This is a genomic window from Rhodovarius crocodyli, assembly GCF_004005855.1.
GTDB lineage: Bacteria > Pseudomonadota > Alphaproteobacteria > Acetobacterales > Acetobacteraceae > Rhodovarius > Rhodovarius crocodyli.
Window position 1 is genome coordinate 1,223,177 of the sequence record NZ_SACL01000001.1, and the last position, 18,403, is coordinate 1,241,579.

An 18,403-nucleotide genomic window follows, 5' to 3' on the forward strand; every position below is an offset into this window, starting at 1 on the left:
CACGGTTGTGTGACCGCGCGCCTTGGTTGTCCTGTGCGCCGCACGCTTGCCTCGCTCCATCTCCGGCAAGCGGTGGCGTATTGCCCCGGTTCCTGCTCGGGCTGGGCGGGCTTCCTGCGCCGCTGGGCACACTCTGCCCGCCGAGGGTGAATCCCCGATGAATCATCCAGCCTTTTCTTGTTCTTCACCGTCACCCTGCCAAAGTGAGGATCAGGAAATGCAGGGAGGGCCGAAGATGCCCGACATCCAGCCACAGGCTTCCGCCGATACCGTGAGGCGGGAGGTGCTGCGCCTTGCCGAGGAGGCGCTGCCGCCCGGCCTGCCGCCCATGGCGGCCGCGCTGCTGCCGGCGCTGACCGAGGGGCTGGCCGCCGGCGACCTCGCGGCCATCCCGCCCGGATCGCTCGCCGGCGCCGCCGCCAGCCTGTTCCAGCTGATGGAACGCCGCCTGCCCGGCCAGGCGCGCATCCGCGTGCTGCCCGCCGGCCGCTTCCACACCCCGGTGGTGGAGGTCGTGACCGACGACATGCCCTTCCTGGTGGACAGCGTGCTGGGCGCGCTGACACGTCCAGGGGGAGCAGGGGGTGGCCGGGTGGTGCGCCAGGTGCTGCACCCCATCCTGGGCGTCACGCGCGACCAGGACGGCACGCTGGCCGCGATCGGCGACGGCCCCCTGCGTGAGAGCGTGATGCGCATCGCCCTGGCCGGCGGCGAGCCCAATCCCGCCGCCACGGAGGCCATGATCGCGGCCACGCTGTCGGATGTGCGCCGCACGGTCGAGGACTTCCCGGCCATGCTGGCCGAGCTGCGCCTGGCCGAAGCCCAGGCCGAGGGCGAGGCCGCCGAGTTCCTGCGCTGGCTAGCCGACGAGAACTTCGTGCTGCTGGGCCATCGCCGCCTGGTCAGCCAGGGGCAGGGCTTCCGCGCCGAGGCCAATCTGGGCCTGCTGGCCGACACCGCGCGCCCCGTCTTCGACGTGCTGGCGGACCTGAACGCCGTGCCGCCCGGCATCGCGGCCATCCTGCACGCGCCCCAGCCGGTGGTGGTGCTGAAGGCCAACATGCGCAGCACCGTGCACCGGCCCCAGCATGCGGACGTCATCGCCACCCCGCTGCCGGGCGGGGGCGTGCGGCTGTTCCTGGGCCTGTTCGCGGCGGCCGCCTACAACCGCAACCCGCGCAGCATTCCCCTGCTGTCCAGCAAGGTGGCCCGCATCGTCGCCGCCGCCGGCGCCACCGCGGGCAGCCATGACGAGCGCGCCCTGCGCAACATCCTGGACACCTGGCCGCGCGACGAGCTGTTCCAGGCCAGCGAGGCCGAGATCCTGTCCGCCGCGCGCCGCGCGCTGTCCCTGACATTGACGCCGGGCCCCGCCCTGGTGCTGCGCCCCGACCCGTTCGGCCGCTATGTCTCGGCCATCGTCTGGCTCCCGCGCGAGAATTTCGACACCACGCTGCGCAGCCGCGTGGGTGAGATGCTGGCCCGCGCGCATGGCGGGCGGCTGTCCGTGTTCTACATCGCGCTGGGCGACAGCCCGCTGGCGCGCGTCCACTACATCATCGGCACCGACCCCGCGCAGCCCGTCCATCCGGACCCGGCGGCGCTGGAGAAGGTGATCGCCGAGATGGCGCGCGGCTTCCATGAGAAGGTGGCCGACGCGCTGGTCGCGACGCACGGTGAGGCCCAGGCCACACCTCTGCTAGCCCGCTGGGGCCGCGCCTTCCCGCCCGCCTATGACGACACGGAAACCGCGCTGACGGCGGCCAGCGACATCGACATGGCCGAGGCCGCGCTGGCGGCCAACCGCCCCGTCGCGCGGGTGCTGGCCCTGCCGGGCAGCGCGCGGCGCCTGGAACTGCGCCTGGCCAATCCCGGCGGCCCGCTCGCACTCGCCGACGTGCTGCCGCTGTTCGAGAGCATGGGCCTGCGCGCGCTGGAGGAAGTGCCCCACCATCTGCGCCCCGAGGGCGCGCCGATGGTCGCCCTGCACGGCTTCACGCTGGAGGCCGCGACCGAGGTGGAGGAGCGCCGCTTCCCCGCCCTGCTCGACACTCTCTCCGCCCTGCTGGCCCAGCAGGCGGAGGTGGACGGCTTCAACCGCCTGGTGCTGCTGGCCGGGCTTTCCTGGCGTGAGGCCTGGCTGCTGCGCGCCATGTACCGCTGGCTGAAGCAGGTGGGCTTCCCCTTCGCGCAGGACAGCGTGGAGAAGGTGTTCTCCGAGACGCCCCAGGCCGCGACGCTGCTGGTGCAGCTGTTCCACGCGCGCCTGAACCCCGATGCGCTGGGCGAGGAGACCCGGCTGGCCGCCGCCTGGACCACCCTGCTGGACGGCGTGGCGGACCCGGATGCCGACCGCATCCTGTCGCGCATGCGCACCGTGCTGGACGCCATGCGCCGCACGAACTTCTTCCAGGACAAGCCCTACCTGTCCTTCAAGATCGAGAGTGCCGCCGCCGGCGACATGCCGAGCCCGCGCCCCTGGCGCGAGATCTTCGTGCACTCCCCACGCATGGAAGGCTGCCACCTGCGGGCCGGCCCCGTCGCGCGCGGCGGCATCCGCTGGTCCGACCGGCGCGAGGATTTCCGCACCGAGATCCTGGGCCTGATGAAGGCGCAGCGGCTGAAGAACGTCGTCATCGTGCCTACGGGTGCCAAGGGCGGCTTCATCCTGAAGCACCCGCCGCCGTCCAGCGACCGCGAGGCCTTCATGGCCGAGGGCATCGCCTGCTACCGCACCCTGGTGCGCGGCATGCTGGACATCACCGACAATCTGGACGGCATGACCGTGCTGCCGCCGCCCCGCGTGGTGCGGCTGGATGGTGACGACCCCTACATCGTCGCCGCCGCCGACAAGGGCACGGCCAGCTTCAGCGACATCGCCAACGGCCTGTCCGCCGAATACGGCTTCTGGCTCAGCGACGCCTTCGCCTCCGGCGGGTCTGTCGGCTACGACCACAAGGCGATGGGCATCACGGCGCGCGGCGCCTGGGTGATGATCGCGCGGCATTTCGAGGAGCTGGGCCACGACATCTTCGCCGAGCCCTTCACCGTCGCCGGCGTGGGCGACATGTCGGGCGACGTGTTCGGCAACGGGCTGCTGATTTCGCGCAAGACCAGGCTGGTGGCGGCCTTCGACCACCGCCACATCTTCATCGACCCCAACCCGGAGCTGGAGGCCAGCTTCGCCGAACGCGAGCGCCTGTTCGCGCTGCCGCGTTCCTCCTGGGCCGATTACGACACGAAGCTGATCAGCCCGGGCGGCGGGGTGTTCCCGCGCACCGCCAAGCACATCACGCTGTCGCCCGAGGCGCAGTCCCTGCTGGGCCTGCCCGAGAAGGTGGAGCCGGTGACGGTGATGCGCGCCATCCTGAAGCTGAACGTCGACCTGCTCTATTTCGGCGGCATCGGCACCTACATCAAAGCCGCCGCCGAAACCCAGGCCGACGCCGGGGACCGCGCCAATGACGCCATCCGCATCGACGGCCGTGACCTGCGCGCCCGCGTGGTGGGTGAGGGCGCGAACCTGGGCGTGACCCAGGCCGGCCGCATCGAGACCGCGCGCCAGGGCATCCGCATCAACACCGATGCGCTCGACAATTCGGCCGGCGTCTCGACCTCCGACCATGAGGTGAACATCAAGATCCTGCTGGCGGATGCCGAGGCCAGCGGGGCGCTCACCCGCCGCCAGCGCGACGATCTGCTGAAGGAAATGACGGACGAGGTGGCGCAGCTGGTGCTGCGCGACAACGGCCTGCAATCGCTGGCCGTCTCGCTGGAAGTCGCCCAGGGCGCATCCGCCCTGCCGGCCCAGGCCGCGCTGATGGCCAGGCTGGAGGAGGACGGCCTGCTGGACCGCGCCCTGGCCGGCCTGCCGGACGACGCCGCGATCGCCCGCCGCGCCGCCGCCGGCGAGGGGCTGACCCGCCCCGAGGTGGCGGCCCTGCTGCCCTTCGCCAAGCTGTGGCTGAACGAGGCCATCCTGGAATCCGAACTCCCGGACGACCCCGCCCTGCTGCCCCTGCTTGTGGCCTATTTCCCGAAGCCCCTGCAGGAACGCTTCGCCGAGCAGATCGCGCGCCACCGCCTGCGCCGCGACCTGATCGCCACCGCGCTGTCCAACGGCGTGGCCAACCGCATCGGCTGCGCCGGCATCGGCCGCCTGACCGCCGAGGCCAGCCCCGCCACCGTGGTCCGCGCCGCCTGGCTGGCCGACACGCTGCTGGGCCTCGAAGCCGCCTATGACGCCGCCGACGCCGTGCATGGCCCCGCCAAGCTGGACCCGCTGGCCCAGCTGCGCGCCCTGCACGCCCAGGCCACGCGCCACATGCTGGCCGAGGGCGGGCCGCTGTCCGACGTGCTGGCCGCGCTGAAACCCGGCCTGCCCGCGTTGGGCAGCCAGCCCCTGGGCGCCGCACCCGCCATCCTGCGCCTGGCGCGCGAAGCGGGCGCCGCCCCGGAGGCCGCGGCCACCGCCTGGGACAAGGTGGCCGGGCAATACCACCTGGCCGCCCTGCGCGCGGCGGCCGAGGCGGCCCCCGTCTCCGGCCAGTTCGGCAACCGCGCCCGCGCGGCGCTGCTGGCGGATATCGACGCTGCCCAGGCCCGGCTCGCGGCCGGGGAACTGAGCGGCGGCGCGCTGCCCGCGCAGGCAGAGGCGGTGGCGAAGCTGGTGGAACAGGCGGGCAGGGTGCCCGACCTGTCGGCGGTGACGGTGGCGGCGAGGGCGCTGGCGACGTTGGGGTAAGGCTGGGGCTTCGCCCCAGAACCCCACCAAGGGGCTCTGCCCCTTGGATCCCCGCCAGGACCGTAGCGGCCCTGGACCCCGGGGAGTTGGCACCACTTTCTTTTAACGTATTGATTATAATAATATAATTGTGCCTTACCTATCAATGTCGGTACCAATTCCGCTAGGTCCAGGACCGAGCACGGTCCTGGCGGGGTCCCGGGGCCCCCCCCCCCCCCCCCCCCCCTCAACCCGCGCCTCCCCCCGATAAACACCCCTCACCATGAGCAAACGCGACGAAGGCGCAGACCTTCACCCCATTCCCGGCGAGAGCCCGATCATCGTGCTGGTCGAGCCCCAGATGGCCGACAATATCGGCATGGTGGCCCGTGCGATGGCCAATGGCGGGCTGTTCCACCTGCGCCTGGTGAAGCCCCGCGACGGCTGGCCGAATGAGCGGGCGATCATCACATCCTCCGGCGCGCACCGCATCCTGGAACAGGCGACGGTGCATGACAGCGTGGACGACGCGGTGGCGGACTGCCACCGGGTGTTTGCCACCTGCCCGCGCCCGCGCCACATCGTCATCAACACCCGCAACGCCCGCGCCGCGGCCGAGGACCTGCGCACCGCCAATGCCGCCGGCCAGCGCGTGGCCGTGCTGTTCGGCCCGGAGCGCAACGGCCTCACCGCCGAGGACATCGCCCGCGCCGACACGCTGGTGAAGTACCCGCTGAACCCCGCCCACAACTCGCTGAACCTGGCCCAGGCGGTGATGATCCTGGCCTATGAGTGGTGGATGGTGGAGGAGCCCTCTCCGCCCCGCGCCCTGCAGACCCACGGCACCCATGTCGCCACCAAGGGCGAGCTGGACAACTTCATGGGCCACCTGCTGGATGAGCTGGATGCCTGCGCCTTCCTGCGCAACGAGGCCAAGCGCCCCGGCATGGTGCGCAACCTGCGCCACTGGTTCGAACGCGGCGAAGTAACCGAGCAGGAGCTTCGCACGTTGCATGGCGTGGTGGCCGAACTGTCGCGCGGCCGCATGATCAGGGGCAGGAAGGAACGAGAATGATGCTGGATTTCCTTGAGCTGGATGCGGCTGACCTGGCGCTGTCCGGCCCGAGGCTCTCCTTCCAGTCCGCGGGCGATGCCGGCCCGCCCGTGCTGCTGATGCACGGCATCGGCGCCAATTCCATGGGCTGGCGCCACATCATGGCGGGGCTGGCGCCCCACGCGCGCGTGTTCGCCTGGAACGCGCCGGGCTATTTCCTCTCCGACCCCTTCCTCTCCGATGCGCCGCGCGCCGAGGACTATGCCGACGCCGCGCTCGACATGCTGGACGTGCTGGGCGTGACGGAGCCGGTGCATCTGGTCGGTTCCTCCTTCGGTTCCATGCTCGGGGCGTGCTTCGCGTCTCGGCACCCGGCGCGGGTGGCCACGCTGACCCTGTTCGGTGCCTCTCGCGGGCAGCGTTGGAAGGGTGCCGAGGCGCGTGCCGCCATGCTGGCGATGCGTGAGGACAGCATCCGCGACGGCGGCGTTGCCCTGGCCCGCACCCGTTCCGCGAAGCTGGTGGCGCCCGATGCCAGCCCCGAGGTTCTGGCCGAGGTGCGCCGCATGGTGGCCGCCACCGACGCCCGCGGGCTGATGCAGGCGGCCCGCTGCACCGACAGCGTGGACGTGGTGTTCGACTTCGCGCCGCTGATCGTGGCGCCCACCCTGGTCGTGACCGGCACCGCCGATGCGGTGAACCCGCCCGAGGTCGCGATGGCCATCGCGGATGCCATTACGGGGGCGGTGCTGGAGCTTCCGGAGGGGCTTGGTCACCTTCCGGAATTAGAAAACCCCGGTTTTGCCTTGAATCTGCTGCAAAGGCATATGAACCTGGGTTCATGAAGGTTCTGCGACGGGTCCTGCCTGCCATCACCCTCGCCCATCCGGCGATGGCGCAAGCATGGCCGGCGCGTCCTGTCCGCCTGATCGTGCCATACCCGCCGGGTGGTGGCCTCGATGCCCTGGCCCGCGCGATCGCGGAGCGCGTCTCCGCCGCCACCCACCAGGCGGTGGTGGTGGACAATCGCCCGGGCGGCTCCACCGTGCCGGGCACCGATGCGGTGGCAAAGGCCGCACCCGACGGCCACACGCTGCTGATGACGGCCGACAACTCCATCACCTCCAACCCGCTGATGATCCCGGGCCTGCCGCATGACCCGATGCGCGACCTGGCGCCGGTGTCCTTCCTGATCGAGACGCATCAGATGGTGGTGGCCAACCCGCGCCTGGGCGCGCGGGACATCCCGGCCCTGCTGGCGGCGGCGCGCGGGCAGCGCCTGAATTACGGCAGCTACGGCCAGGGCAGCCAGCCGCATCTGCTGTTCGGCGCGCTGGGCGCCCAGACAGGCACGGAGTTCACCGAGATCCCGTATCGCGGCCTGACGCCGGCCGTGCTGGCCACGGTGGCCGGCGAGGTGGACATGACCCTGTGCGGCATCGCCTCCGCCGGTGAGCATCTGGCCGCCGGCACGCTGCGGGCGCTGGCCGTGGGGCGGGCGCAGCGCCTGCCGCAGCTGCCCGATGTGCCGACGCTGGCTGAATCGGGCCATGGCGACGTGGACCCGCGCACCTGGTTCGGCATCTTCGCCCCGGGTGCCACGCCGCCCGAGCTGCTGAACCGCATCCATGCCCAGGTGGCCGCCGCCATGGCGGACCCCGCGCTGATCGCGCGATTCCTGACGCCCAACGGCTATACCGTGCACACGGCCACGCCGGCGGCGTCGCGGGAGATGATCGCGGCCGACCTGGAGTACAAGCGCGGCTTGATGCGCCGTGCCGGGCTGAACCCGGCGGGGTAGCAAGCCCCCTCGCGCAACCTCCCTGGGCCATGCTACGCAGGTTTCATGCCTCGCGCCCCGGCCCGTACCGCCGGGCGTGCGGCCGCAGCGGCGCGCCCTTCCCCCAAGGCCGCCGTCGTTCCCCCCGCGCGGACCGCGCGCCCTTCGCACAAGCCCTTCTCGGGCATGTGGTGGCTGCGCATGTCCGTCATGGGCCTGATCTGGGGGGCCGCCTTCTTCGCCGCCGTGCTGCTGTGGTTTACCCACGACATGCCGCGCCCGGACCAGGCGCTGAACCATTCCCGCCGCCCGGCCGCCGCCATCCTGGCCAATGACGGCTCCCTGCTCGCTACCCAGGGCGACATGTTCGGTGAGGTATTGCGCCTGCGCGACATGCCGGCCTTCCTGCCGGCGGCGCTGCTGTCCATCGAGGACCGGCGCTTCCGTGAGCATGTGGGCCTCGACCCCTTCGGCGTCGCGCGCGCGGTCTATGCCAACCTGACCGCCGGCGACGTGGTGCAGGGCGGCAGCACCCTGACGCAGCAGCTGGCGAAGAACCTGTTCCTCTCGGCCGAGCGCAGTACCCGCCGCAAGGTGCAGGAAGCCCTGCTGGCCCTGTGGCTGGAGCACCGCTTCAGCAAGGACCAGCTGCTCGAGATCTATCTGAACCGCGTCTATCTGGGCGGCGGCGCCTATGGGATGGATGCGGCCGCGCGGCTGTTCTTCGGTGTCTCTGCCCGGCGGGTGACCATCTGGCAGGCCGCGATGCTGGCCGGGCTGCCCCAGGCGCCCAGCCGCACCAACCCCCGCACCAACCCCGAGGCCGCGATGCAGCGCGCGACAGAGGTGCTGCGCGCCATGGTCGAGACGGGCGCCATCACCGACGCCCAGCGCACCCAGGCCATCGCGGAGATGCGCCTGCCCACCCGCCCCGGCAGCGGCGGCGGCTGGTTCGCGGATTGGGTGATGGAGACCGTGGCCACCCGCATGCCGCAGCTGACGGATGTGATGGTGCGCGCCACGCTGGACCCCCGCTGGCAATCCGCCGCCGAGACCCGCCTGCGCGCCCTGATCGAGCGCGAGGGCGACCGCGCCAATGTCGCCCAGGGTGCCGTGGTGGTGCTGGACGCCAACAGCGGCGCGGTGCGCGCCATGGTGGGCGGGCGGGACTACCGGCGCTCTCCCTTCAACCGCGTCACGGATGCGCGGCGGCAGCCGGGTTCCTCCTTCAAGCCGGTCTATTACCTGGCGGCGCTGGAGCGCGGGGCATCGCCGGGCAGCACGGTGTCCGATGCGCCGTTGCGGCGGGGCGGCTGGTCGCCGGGCAACGGGCGCTATCGCAGTCGGGGAGAGATCACGCTGGAGGATGCGCTCGCGGCCTCGGTCAACACCGCCGCCGTGCGGGTGATGGACCTGGCGGGCGGCCCGCAGGGCGCGCGGGCCATGGCCACCCGGCTCGGCATCCAGGCGCGCTGGCCGGCCAATGGCTCCCTGGCGCTGGGCACCGGCGAATTGACGCTGCTGGAACTGGCCGGCGCCTATGCGCCCATGGTGAATGGTGGGCGCCGCGTGGTGCCGCACGGCATCCGGCAGGTGGTCTCGGACGGGCGCACCCAGCCCTATGCCCCTCCGGCGCCGGAACAGGTGGTGGGCGGCGAGAGCGCAGCCGGCATGCGCCGCATGCTGCAGGCGGTGGTGGCGCGCGGCAGCGGGCGGGCGGCGAATTTCCCGGGCCTGGTCATCGGCGGCAAGACCGGCACGACGCAGGATTTCAAGGATGCCTGGTTCATCGGCTTCCTGGGCAGCGGGGAGAACACGGTGATCATCGGCATCTGGCTGGGCAACGACCATGGGGAGCCCATGGAGGAAGTGATGGGCGGCACCCTGCCGGCCCGCCTGTTCCGCGAGATCGTGGAAGCCACGCGATGAGCCTGCCTGATGTCGCGGCGGCGCTGCGCCACGCGGTGAACAACTGGCTGATGGTGCTGGGCGCCAACCTGGACATGCTGGCCCGCAAGCTGCCGGAGGGATCGCCCGAGGCCCGCCAGCTGTCCCGCGCCGCGGAGGCCGCGCGCAAGCTGGAAACCGCCATCCCGCCCTTCACCCGGCTGGCGGCCCAGCCCGGCCATGAGGAGATCCGCCCGGACAAGCTCCTCGCCGACCTCGCGCCCCTGCTGGAAGTGATGGCCGGGCGCGCCGTGCCGATGGAGCTGGAGAAGCTGCCGCATGTGCCGCTGCCGCGCCCGGGGCTGGAACTGGCGCTGCTGGAATGGGCCAAGGGCGGGCAGAGCCTGGCCCTGCGCGCCGGCCCCGAGCTGGAATGCCGTCCCGGCCATCCGGCGCTGGCGGCGCTGGCGCAGGCGGAGGGCTGGGACGTCAGCCACACCGCAGACGGGATGGTGCTGCGCATAAAGGCCGCCTAGCGTCCCCGGCTGCTCCTTCGCTAGAAGCCCCCGCCATGGACAACAGCATGGCAACCAGGCCCCGCAGCACGCTGAAGGGCGACGCTTATCGCGCCTATGAGTCGCTGCCGGCCGAGGTGCGCCTGGCCTTGCAGGAATCGCTGGTGGACTGGTGCCCGATGCGTGCCCGCGAATGGCACATGCATCTGCTGAACGAACTTCGGCTGCGCCCCGCCCAGGCGACGCATTTCCTGGTCCAGACCATCCGCAAGCAGGACCATGCGGAGGTCGCGGCCTTCGCCCGCACCTGGGCCAAGGGCGCGGAGGCCTATCCGCATGTCGCGGCCGGCGCCACCATCCAGCGCTATGTCGGGACGGAGGGCATCCCCGCGCCGGAGCCCCTGCCCGCCGCCCCCAGGAAGCAGTCCGGCGCCGCGAAGGCCAAGCCCGTGCGGGTGAAGCCGGGCCGGGGCAAGGCCGCCCGCGCCAAGCCCGTCACGTCGAAGCCTGTGCGGGCCAAGCCTGCGGCCAAGCGGAAGCAGGGCCGCCGCGCCCGGCGCTGAGCGCCCGGTCAGTCCAGCGCGGGCCCCACATAGCGCCCGCGCGGGCGGATCAGCCCGCCCATCAGCACCTGCTCCATGGCATGGGCGCACCAGCCCAGGCTGCGGCCCAGCATGAACAGGGTGAAGGGCGCCTCGGGCGGCAGGCCGCAGGCCCGCGCGATCGCCACCAGCGCGAAGTCGCAATTGGGCAGTTGCCCGGTATCGGCGGCCACCTGGTCGCGCAGGGCGGCCATGGCCGGGTCGGGCTCCAGCCCCTCCAGCATGATCGCGGCGCGCTGGTCGCCATGCGGATACAGCGGATGGCCGAAGCCCGGCAACAGGGCGTCGCGGTTCAGCCAGGCGCGCACGGCCGCCCCCGCGCCGTCGCGCGCCGCGTCGCCCAGCAGCGCCATCAGCGCCGGGCAGGCCCCGCCATGGCGCGGCCCCGACAGGGTGCACAGCCCCGCCAGCAGGCTGGCCGCAAGCCCCCCCCCGGTGGAGGCCGCCACCCGCGTCGCGAAGGTCGAGGCATTGAGGTCATGGTCCGCCATGGCCACCAGCGCCTGGCGGATGCGGTCGGCGGCGGCCCCGGCGCCCCAGCCGCGCGCCAGCCGCAGGTGCAGCGGCCCGTCGCCCGGCGCCAGCCGGCCCACCACCTGGGCCGCGTCCTCGCATAGCCGTTCCGGGCCACGGCCCAGCATGGGCTGGCTGTGCGCCACCATGCCGGCCAGGGTCTGGAACGGGTCGCCGGGCGTGCCCTCGGCGAAGGCAACGGGGCGGGGCGCCTGCCACAGCAGGGCGGCCACCGCCTCCGCCGTCATGTCCAGCGCGGCCAGGTTCCGCCCCCGGTAATACAGCGCGCCGTGATGCACGGTGGAGATGGCGGTGGGCACGCTGGGCTCGCCCCAAGCCATCAGGCTTTCGGCGATGGCGGCCGGGCGGCGCGCCCGCGCGCGGCGGCTCGCCAGCCCCGCCACATCCTCGGCCCGGTACAGGCTGCGGCGGTGGTCCTGCGGGTCGGGGCGCATGTCGATCCGCCCGCGGCTGACATAGGCATAGAGCGTCTGCGGCTTGACGCCGAGGCGCTGCAGCACGGTCTCGCGGTCGATCCATTCGGTCATGCCCGCAATTTTCCGATATTGATTGAATTGATCAAGATTGATCATCACGGCATCCAGGGCGCCTGCTGCGCGCCATGATGCATGACCTTCTCGACAAAGCCTGGCGCGCCCTGGACCTGCCGGGGGATGCGCTGTCCCGCCTCTCCGTCACGGGCGATGCCCGATGGCCTTCCTGCTTCGCCGTCACGCCCATGGCGCTGGCCTCGATCGGCGCGGCGTGCCTCGCGGTGTCGGAACTGGCGGGCGGGCCGCGCGTGACGCTGGATTCCCGCCTGGCCTCCCTATGGTTCAACTGGACCCTGGTGCCCGAGGGCTGGACCTTGCCCTCCGCCTGGGATGCCGTGGCGGGCGACTACAAGGCCGCCGACGGCTGGATCAGGCTGCACACCAACGCGCCCCATCACCGCGCCGCCGCCGTCGCGGTGCTGGGCTGCGCCGACACGCGGGATGCCGTGACGGCCGCCGTGGCCGGCTGGTCAGCCGGGGCGCTGGAACAGGCGGTGGTGGCGGCGGGCGGCTGCGCCGCCGTCATGCACAGCCCCGAGGCCTGGCGCGACCACGCGCAGGGCAGGGCGGTCCGCGCCGAGCCGATCTTCGCCATCCGCCCCGGCACACTCGCCCAGACCACCTGGCAGCCGACCCCCGGCCGGCCCCTGGCCGGGCTGCGCGTGCTGGACCTGACGCGGGTGCTGGCCGGCCCGGTCGGGACGCGCTTCCTCGCGGGATATGGCGCCGATGTGCTGCGCATCGACCCGCCCGGCTGGGATGAGCCAGGCGTGGTGCCCGAGGTGACGCTGGGCAAGCGCTGCGCCCGGCTGGACCTGCGTGACCCTGCGCACCGCGCCCGCTTCGAGGCGCTGCTCTCCCGCGCCGATGTTCTGGTGCATGGCTACCGCCCCGGCGCGCTGGAGGGGCTGGGCTATGGCGAGGCCGAGCGTCAGGCGCTGCGCCCCGGTCTGATCGATGTCTCCCACAGCGCCTATGGCCATACGGGCCCCTGGCGCGGGCGGCGCGGCTTCGACAGCCTGGTGCAGATGAGCTGCGGCATCGCCGCCGCCGGCATGCGCTGGAAAGCCGCTGACAAGCCCACGCCCCTGCCGGTGCAGGCGCTGGACCACGCGACGGGCTATCTGGTGGCGGCGGCGGTGGTGCGCGGGCTGATCGCCCGGCAGCGGACTGGCATGGGCAGCATCACCCGCCTGTCGCTGGCGCGCACCGCGCAATGGCTGATGGACCATCCCGCTACGCCCGAAACGGCGCCGATGCCGGGGCTGGCCGAGGCCGACCTGGCACCGGGGATCGAACACACCGCCTGGGGGCCGGCGCGCCGCGCCCGCCCGCCCGCGGTGATCGAGGGCGCGCCCATGTCCTGGCCGCTGCCGGCCGGGGAACTGGGCGCGGTGGAAGCGGCTTAGGCCGGGTCGCCGTTATCGGCCTGCAGCCCGGCGGCCTCGATGCCGGCCGTGCAGCAGATCTCGTCGTTCGGAGAGGTGTCGCCCGAGATGCCGACGGCACCCAGCAGCACGTTGTTGGCGTCGCGGATCAGCACGCCGCCCTGCACCGGCACCGCGCGGCCGCCCGTCAGGTCCGACAGGGCGTTGGTGAAGCCGGGCACGGCCTGGGCGCGGCGCGCCAGCTCACGCGTGCCGAAACCCATGGCCATCGCGCCGAAGGCCTTGCCCATGGCGACCTCGGGGCGAAGGATGGAGCAGCCGTCCTCGCGCTTGATCACCTTCACCTGGCCGCCGGCGTCCAGCACCACCACGGTCAGCGGCAGGAACTTCATCTCATGCCCCTTGGCCAGGGCGGCGGCGGCGATGACCTCGGCCTGGGCGAGCGTCAGGCCGTTGATGGCGGCGGGGTGGGCGGGCTGGGGCATCGGTTCCTCCGGGAATGCTGCCTTGTTCTGTGGCGGCCTGCGGCCAAACTGTCCAGAGCGCGCAGCCCTGCACCCCGCGCGTGGCGGGCCCGGCAAAACATTGCCTTGATTGTGCCACCGCCCGGACCGACACTTCACGCATCTGACATGTTGCTGACCGGACAGACACCATGCGGCCGATGATCGGCATTTCCTGCTGCGTTAAGGCATTCGGCACCTTCAATACGCCGAACCATGCCGCCTCTGACTCCTACGTGAAGGTCGTGATGGGCCCGGTCGGCGGGATTCCCGCGCTGATCCCCTGCGCCGGCCCCGATTGCGTGGATGACGTGCTGGCCCGGCTGGACGGGCTGATCATGACCGGCAGCCGCAGCAATGTGTGGCCCGAATATTACGGCGGCCCGCCCCATCTGGAGGGCACGCCCGAGGACCACCAGCGCGACGCCACCACCCTGCCGCTGATCCGCGCCGCCATCGCCAAGGGCATTCCCCTGCTGGCGATCTGCCGCGGCATGCAGGAGCTGAACGTGGCGCTCGGCGGCAGCCTGGACCAGCGCATCCAGGACCTGGACGGCCGGATGGACCATTCCACGCCGTCCGACCAGCACATCCCGCTGGTGCGCACCGGCAAGGCCCATGGCGTGCGGCTGAAGCCCAACACGCTGCTGGCCCGGCTTTCCAATGCCGAGAGCATTCCCGTGAACTCCCTGCACAACCAGGGTGTGCAGAAGCTGGCCCCCAGCCTGGTGGCCGAGGCCTGGGCACCGGACGGCACGGTGGAAGCCGTGCGGGTCGAGGGTGCCAAGGCCTTCGCCATGGGCGTGCAGTGGCACCCGGAATATGACTGGGACCGCGACGCGCTCAGCCGCTCGATCTTCGAGGTATTCGCCGAGGCCTGCCGCGCGCATGTGGATGCGCGGGACGGCAGAAAGCTTCAAGCGGCAGAGTAAACGTTCTTTTTTGGAAAAAAGAACCGAAGAACTTTTGGCAGAATGGTGCAGCACTTAACTGCCAAAAGTCTTTTTGCTTCTTTTTCTACAGAAAAAGAAGATTAATCCAGCACTTCCAGCCCATCCCCCAAAAACACCTTCCCGTCCTCCAGCACCTCGGCATGCACGCCCAGGTCCCGGTGGCCATAGTGCTGGAACAGCAGGTCGGGCACCTCGCAGTCCCGCACGCCGGTTTCCAGATCCACCTTGGTGGCGGGGCAGCGGATGGTGGTCTTGAAGATCTTCACCTTGGCGCTGCCCAGCTGCAGGGTCTTGCCCACCCACTCCATCTCCGCCCAGGCCGGCAGGCCCGAGAAATAGACATTCCCGCGGAAGCGCAGCAGGTCCAGCCTGCGGCCGATCTTCTCCTCGAAGTCGCGCAGGCTGGCGATGTTGATGAGGGAGACGCATTTCTTCACCTGGTCGGTGAAGGCATGGCCCGGCACGTCCAGGAAGCGCGGCGTGCCGCGCGCCTCATCGCCCAGGAAGCGCGTCAGCCAGGCGCCCAGCGCCGCGCGGCCTTCCTCCGTGGTCGGGTCGGCGGCCATGGGCTCCATGTCCGGGCCGGCCAGGAACAGCTGGTTCGCCACGGGGTCGAAGGCGGAGCGCACCAGCACCACCTTCGGGTTGGCCATCATGCAGGCGAAGTTCTGCTTGGGCAGAAAACGCGGCGCCGCCGGGTCGAAGGGCGCGTCGCCCTGTGCCAGCGCGAAGCGGCGGTCATGCGGAATGGTCTGGCCGACCAGCAGCTCCGCCATCTCCAGCGCCTCGGGCGACAGCCCCTTCACGGGAAAACGATAGATGTGTTCGACCTGCATCAAGGTCCCCTTGAACGTCCCTGGGTAGAGTGCCCACCATATAGGCATTCGAGCGGCCTGCCAGTCGCCGTCAGGGGCTGGCTCGCCGGGTTGCCGAGTGAGGGACCAGACCATGGATATTGAGAAGTTCACCGAACGCTCGCGCGGGTTTCTTCAGGCCGCGCAGACCATCGCCATCCGCGAATACCATCAGCGCATCACGCCCGAGCACCTGCTGAAGGCCCTGCTGGACGACCCGCAGGGCGCGGCCGCCGGGCTGCTGCGCCAGGCCAAGGCCGACCCCGCCGCCGTCCAGGCGGGCGTGGAGGCCGAGCTGAAGAAGCTGCCGGCCGTGCAGGGCGGCGGCGCCGGAGAGGCACAGATCAGCCAGGAGCTGGTGCGCGTGCTGGATGCCGCGCAGCAGGCCGCGACCAAGGCGGGTGACGCCTATGTGGCGCAGGACCGGCTGCTGCTGGGCCTCGCCCTGAGCGACACCCCCGCCGGGCGCGCGCTGCGCGCGGGCGGCGTGACGCCGCAGGGCCTGGAGGCCGCGATCGCCGAGACCCGCAAGGGCCGCCGCGTGGACAGCGCCGGCGCCGAGGAGAGCTTCGACGCGCTGAAGAAATTCGCCCGCGACATCACCCAGGCCGCGCGCGACGGCAAGCTGGACCCCGTGATCGGCCGCGACGAGGAAATCCGCCGCGCCATCCAGGTGCTGGCCCGCCGCACCAAGAACAACCCGGTGCTGATCGGCGAGCCCGGCGTGGGCAAGACCGCCATCGTCGAGGGGCTGGCGCTGCGCGTCATCAAGGGCGACGTGCCGGAGGCGCTGAAGAACAAGCGCGTCATGGCGCTCGACCTCGGCGCGCTGGTGGCCGGTGCCAAGTATCGCGGTGAGTTCGAGGAGCGCCTGAAGGGCGTGTTGAAGGAGGTCGAGCAGGCCGCCGGCGACATCATCCTGTTCATCGACGAGATGCACACGCTGGTCGGCGCGGGCAAGACGGATGGCGCGATGGACGCGTCCAACCTGATCAAGCCGGCGCTGGCGCGTGGCGAGCTGCACTGCATCGGCGCCACCACGCTGGATGAATACCGCAAGTATGTGGAGAAGGACGCGGCCCTGGCCCGCCGCTTCCAGCCGGTGTTCGTGGGCGAGCCGAGCGTGCAGGACACCATCAGCATCCTGCGTGGCATCAAGGAGAAGTATGAGCTGCACCACGGCGTCCGCATCGCGGACTCTGCGCTGGTCGCGGCCGCCACCCTGTCGAACCGCTACATCACCGACCGCTTCCTGCCGGACAAGGCCATCGACCTGATGGACGAGGCGGGTTCGCGCCTGCGCATGCAGGTGGACAGCAAGCCCGAGGATCTGGACGAGCTGGACCGCCGCGTGCTGCAGCTGAAGATCGAGCGCGAGGCGCTGAAGAAGGAGGATGACGCGGCCTCTCGCGACCGGCTGGGCAAGCTGGAGCGCGAGCTGTCTGAGCTGGAGGAGCGCGCCGCGACCATGGCCTCGGCCTGGAACGAGGAGAAATCCAAGGTCGCCGCCGCCCAGGACGTGAAGGCGAAGCTGGACCAGGCCCGCACCGAGCAGGAGCTGGCGGAGCGCCGCGGCGACCTGAACAAGGCGGCCGAGCTGCGCTACGCGACCATCCCCGGGCTGGAGAAGCAGCTGGCCGAGGCCGCGAACGCCGACGCCAAGCTGGTGAACCAGGCCGTGACGGAGGAGAGCATCGCGGCCGTGGTCAGCCGCTGGACCGGCATTCCGGTCGAGAAGATGCTGGAAGGCGAGCGCGCCAAGCTGATGGCCATGGAGGCCAAGCTGCGCCAGCGCGTGGTCGGCCAGGAGGAGGCGCTGGAGGCGGTCTCCAAGGCGGTGCGGCGGGCGCGGGCCGGGTTGCAGGACCCGAACCGGCCGATCGGCAGCTTCCTGTTCCTGGGCCCGACCGGCGTGGGCAAGACCGAGCTGGTGAAGGCCGTCGCCGAATTCCTGTTCGACGACGAGCGGGCGATGACGCGCATCGACATGAGCGAGTTCATGGAGAAGCACGCCGTCAGCCGGCTGATCGGCGCCCCCCCGGGCTATGTCGGCTATGAGGAAGGCGGCACGCTGACCGAGGCCGTCCGGCGCCGCCCCTACCAGGTCGTTTTGTTCGACGAGGTGGAGAAGGCGCATGAGGATGTCTTCAACGTGCTGCTCCAGGTGCTGGACGATGGCCGCCTGACGGATGGCCAGGGCCGCACGGTGGACTTCCGCAACGCCATCATCGTGCTGACGAGCAATCTGGGCGCGCAGGCGCTGGCGGAACTGCCCGACGGCCATGATGTGGAGGAGGCACGCCCCGCCGTGATGCGCGCGGTGCGCGACCGCTTCCGGCCCGAGTTCCTGAACCGGCTTGATGAGGTGGTGCTGTTCGGCCGCCTGCAGCGGGAGAGCATGGCCAGCATCGTCGATATCCAGCTGCAGCGGCTGCGCGGCCTGCTGGCCGACAAGCAGATCACGCTGGAGCTGGAGCCGGCGGCGCGGGAATGGTTGGCGGAGGCCGGCTATGACCCCGTCTATGGTGCCAGGCCCCTGAAGCGGGTGATCCAGCGCAGCCTGCAGGACAAGCTGGCCGAAATGCTGCTGGAAGGCGGCGTGAAGGACGGCGAAACCGTGATGGTGGACGCCGATGCGGAGGGTTTGAGCCTTTCGGTGAAAAACTCTCAGGTCCAGGCGGCGGCCTGATCAGGGCAAGGAATGGCGGATTTCCGCCATTCCTTTGGTTTTGCTGCGGTGCCGTGAATCGGCGGTTCCGCGTCAAGAGCGGGTATGACAGACAGAAGGCATGCGTTTTCTGCATGCATTCGGGCTTTACAGTTCCGCGTCACACCCGTAAAAGCCGCTTCACCGAACGAGACGCCTTCAACGAGCGCTTCGGACGGGACCCCGGCCTCTCCTGAGAGGGTGCCTGGTTCGGCGACAAGGGTCGCTGGGTCAGGTCGGTCGGTTGTTGATTTAAAACTGTATCTGTTTTGAGAAGTCTGCGTTTTTGATAGCGCTGATGTTCTTGGATGGGCTGGATGAGAGGCTGGCGCTGGCGGCTTTGCGGCTGTTGGTGTTGGTTTGTCTGATG

The 18,403-nt window shown here is 70.9% G+C and carries 13 protein-coding genes; 10 read left to right on the forward strand and 3 right to left on the reverse strand.

Translation table 11 applies throughout. The features are described from left to right. Positions 1–235 precede the first annotated feature (235 nt). The 7 genes from EOD42_RS05885 (at position 236) to EOD42_RS05915 (ending at position 10,522) form a co-directional block, all read left to right on the forward strand. Positions 236–4,744 carry an NAD-glutamate dehydrogenase gene (locus EOD42_RS05885; RefSeq protein ID WP_127786504.1) on the forward strand — a complete coding sequence of 1,503 codons (4,509 nt, stop codon included), beginning with the start codon at positions 236–238 and terminating at the stop codon, positions 4,742–4,744. 262 nt (positions 4,745–5,006) lie between these two features. Then, positions 5,007–5,798: an RNA methyltransferase gene (locus tag EOD42_RS05890; protein ID WP_127786505.1), complete on the forward strand. Its 792-nt coding sequence runs from the start codon at positions 5,007–5,009 to the stop codon at positions 5,796–5,798. After that, a complete protein-coding gene (locus tag EOD42_RS05895) occupies positions 5,795–6,622 on the forward strand; it encodes an alpha/beta fold hydrolase (protein WP_127786506.1) in 828 nt (275 codons plus the stop codon). The genes EOD42_RS05890 and EOD42_RS05895 overlap by 4 nt, the downstream gene beginning before the upstream one ends. Then, positions 6,619–7,578, forward strand: a complete 960-nt coding sequence (locus tag EOD42_RS05900) for a Bug family tripartite tricarboxylate transporter substrate binding protein (protein WP_127786507.1) — start codon at positions 6,619–6,621, stop codon at positions 7,576–7,578. Before EOD42_RS05895 ends, EOD42_RS05900 begins: the two co-directional genes overlap by 4 nt. Positions 7,579–7,623: 45 nt before the next feature. After that, on the forward strand, positions 7,624–9,486 hold the full coding sequence (locus EOD42_RS05905) for a transglycosylase domain-containing protein (protein WP_240654917.1): 1,863 nt from the start codon (positions 7,624–7,626) through the stop codon (positions 9,484–9,486). Then, positions 9,483–9,980 carry a hypothetical protein gene (locus tag EOD42_RS05910; protein WP_127786508.1) on the forward strand — a complete coding sequence of 166 codons (498 nt, stop codon included), beginning with the start codon at positions 9,483–9,485 and terminating at the stop codon, positions 9,978–9,980. Before EOD42_RS05905 ends, EOD42_RS05910 begins: the two co-directional genes overlap by 4 nt. A gap of 47 nt (positions 9,981–10,027) precedes the next feature. Then, entirely contained in the window at positions 10,028–10,522 is a 495-nt protein-coding gene (locus EOD42_RS05915) for a DUF6525 family protein (RefSeq protein WP_127786509.1), read from the forward strand. Positions 10,523–10,530: 8 nt separating this feature from the next. On the opposite strand, the gene EOD42_RS05920 is transcribed toward EOD42_RS05915, so the two are convergent. Beyond that, a complete protein-coding gene (locus tag EOD42_RS05920; RefSeq protein WP_127786510.1) occupies positions 10,531–11,622 on the reverse strand; it encodes a citrate synthase in 1,092 nt (363 codons plus the stop codon). Positions 11,623–11,696: 74 nt separating this feature from the next. On the opposite strand from EOD42_RS05920, the gene EOD42_RS05925 reads away from it, so the two are divergent. Beyond that, positions 11,697–13,037, forward strand: coding sequence for a CoA transferase (locus tag EOD42_RS05925; RefSeq protein ID WP_206020249.1), 1,341 nt, complete (start codon positions 11,697–11,699; stop codon positions 13,035–13,037). Here the strand turns inward: EOD42_RS05925 and EOD42_RS05930 are convergent. Continuing rightward, positions 13,034–13,501, reverse strand: a complete 468-nt coding sequence (locus tag EOD42_RS05930; protein ID WP_127786511.1) for a GlcG/HbpS family heme-binding protein — start codon at positions 13,499–13,501, stop codon at positions 13,034–13,036. The genes EOD42_RS05925 and EOD42_RS05930 overlap by 4 nt on opposite strands. Before the next feature lie 170 nt (positions 13,502–13,671). Between EOD42_RS05930 and EOD42_RS05935 the strand changes: the two genes are divergently transcribed. Next, a complete protein-coding gene (locus tag EOD42_RS05935; protein ID WP_127786512.1) occupies positions 13,672–14,451 on the forward strand; it encodes a gamma-glutamyl-gamma-aminobutyrate hydrolase family protein in 780 nt (259 codons plus the stop codon). A gap of 101 nt (positions 14,452–14,552) precedes the next feature. On the opposite strand, the gene EOD42_RS05940 is transcribed toward EOD42_RS05935, so the two are convergent. Then, a complete protein-coding gene (locus tag EOD42_RS05940; protein ID WP_127786513.1) occupies positions 14,553–15,308 on the reverse strand; it encodes an MOSC domain-containing protein in 756 nt (251 codons plus the stop codon). A 112-nt stretch (positions 15,309–15,420) separates the two neighbouring features. Here EOD42_RS05940 and clpB point away from each other — a divergent pair, with 112 nt between their 5' ends. Continuing rightward, a complete protein-coding gene (clpB, locus tag EOD42_RS05945) occupies positions 15,421–18,015 on the forward strand; it encodes an ATP-dependent chaperone ClpB (protein WP_127786514.1) in 2,595 nt (864 codons plus the stop codon). Positions 18,016–18,403: the final 388 nt, after the last annotated feature.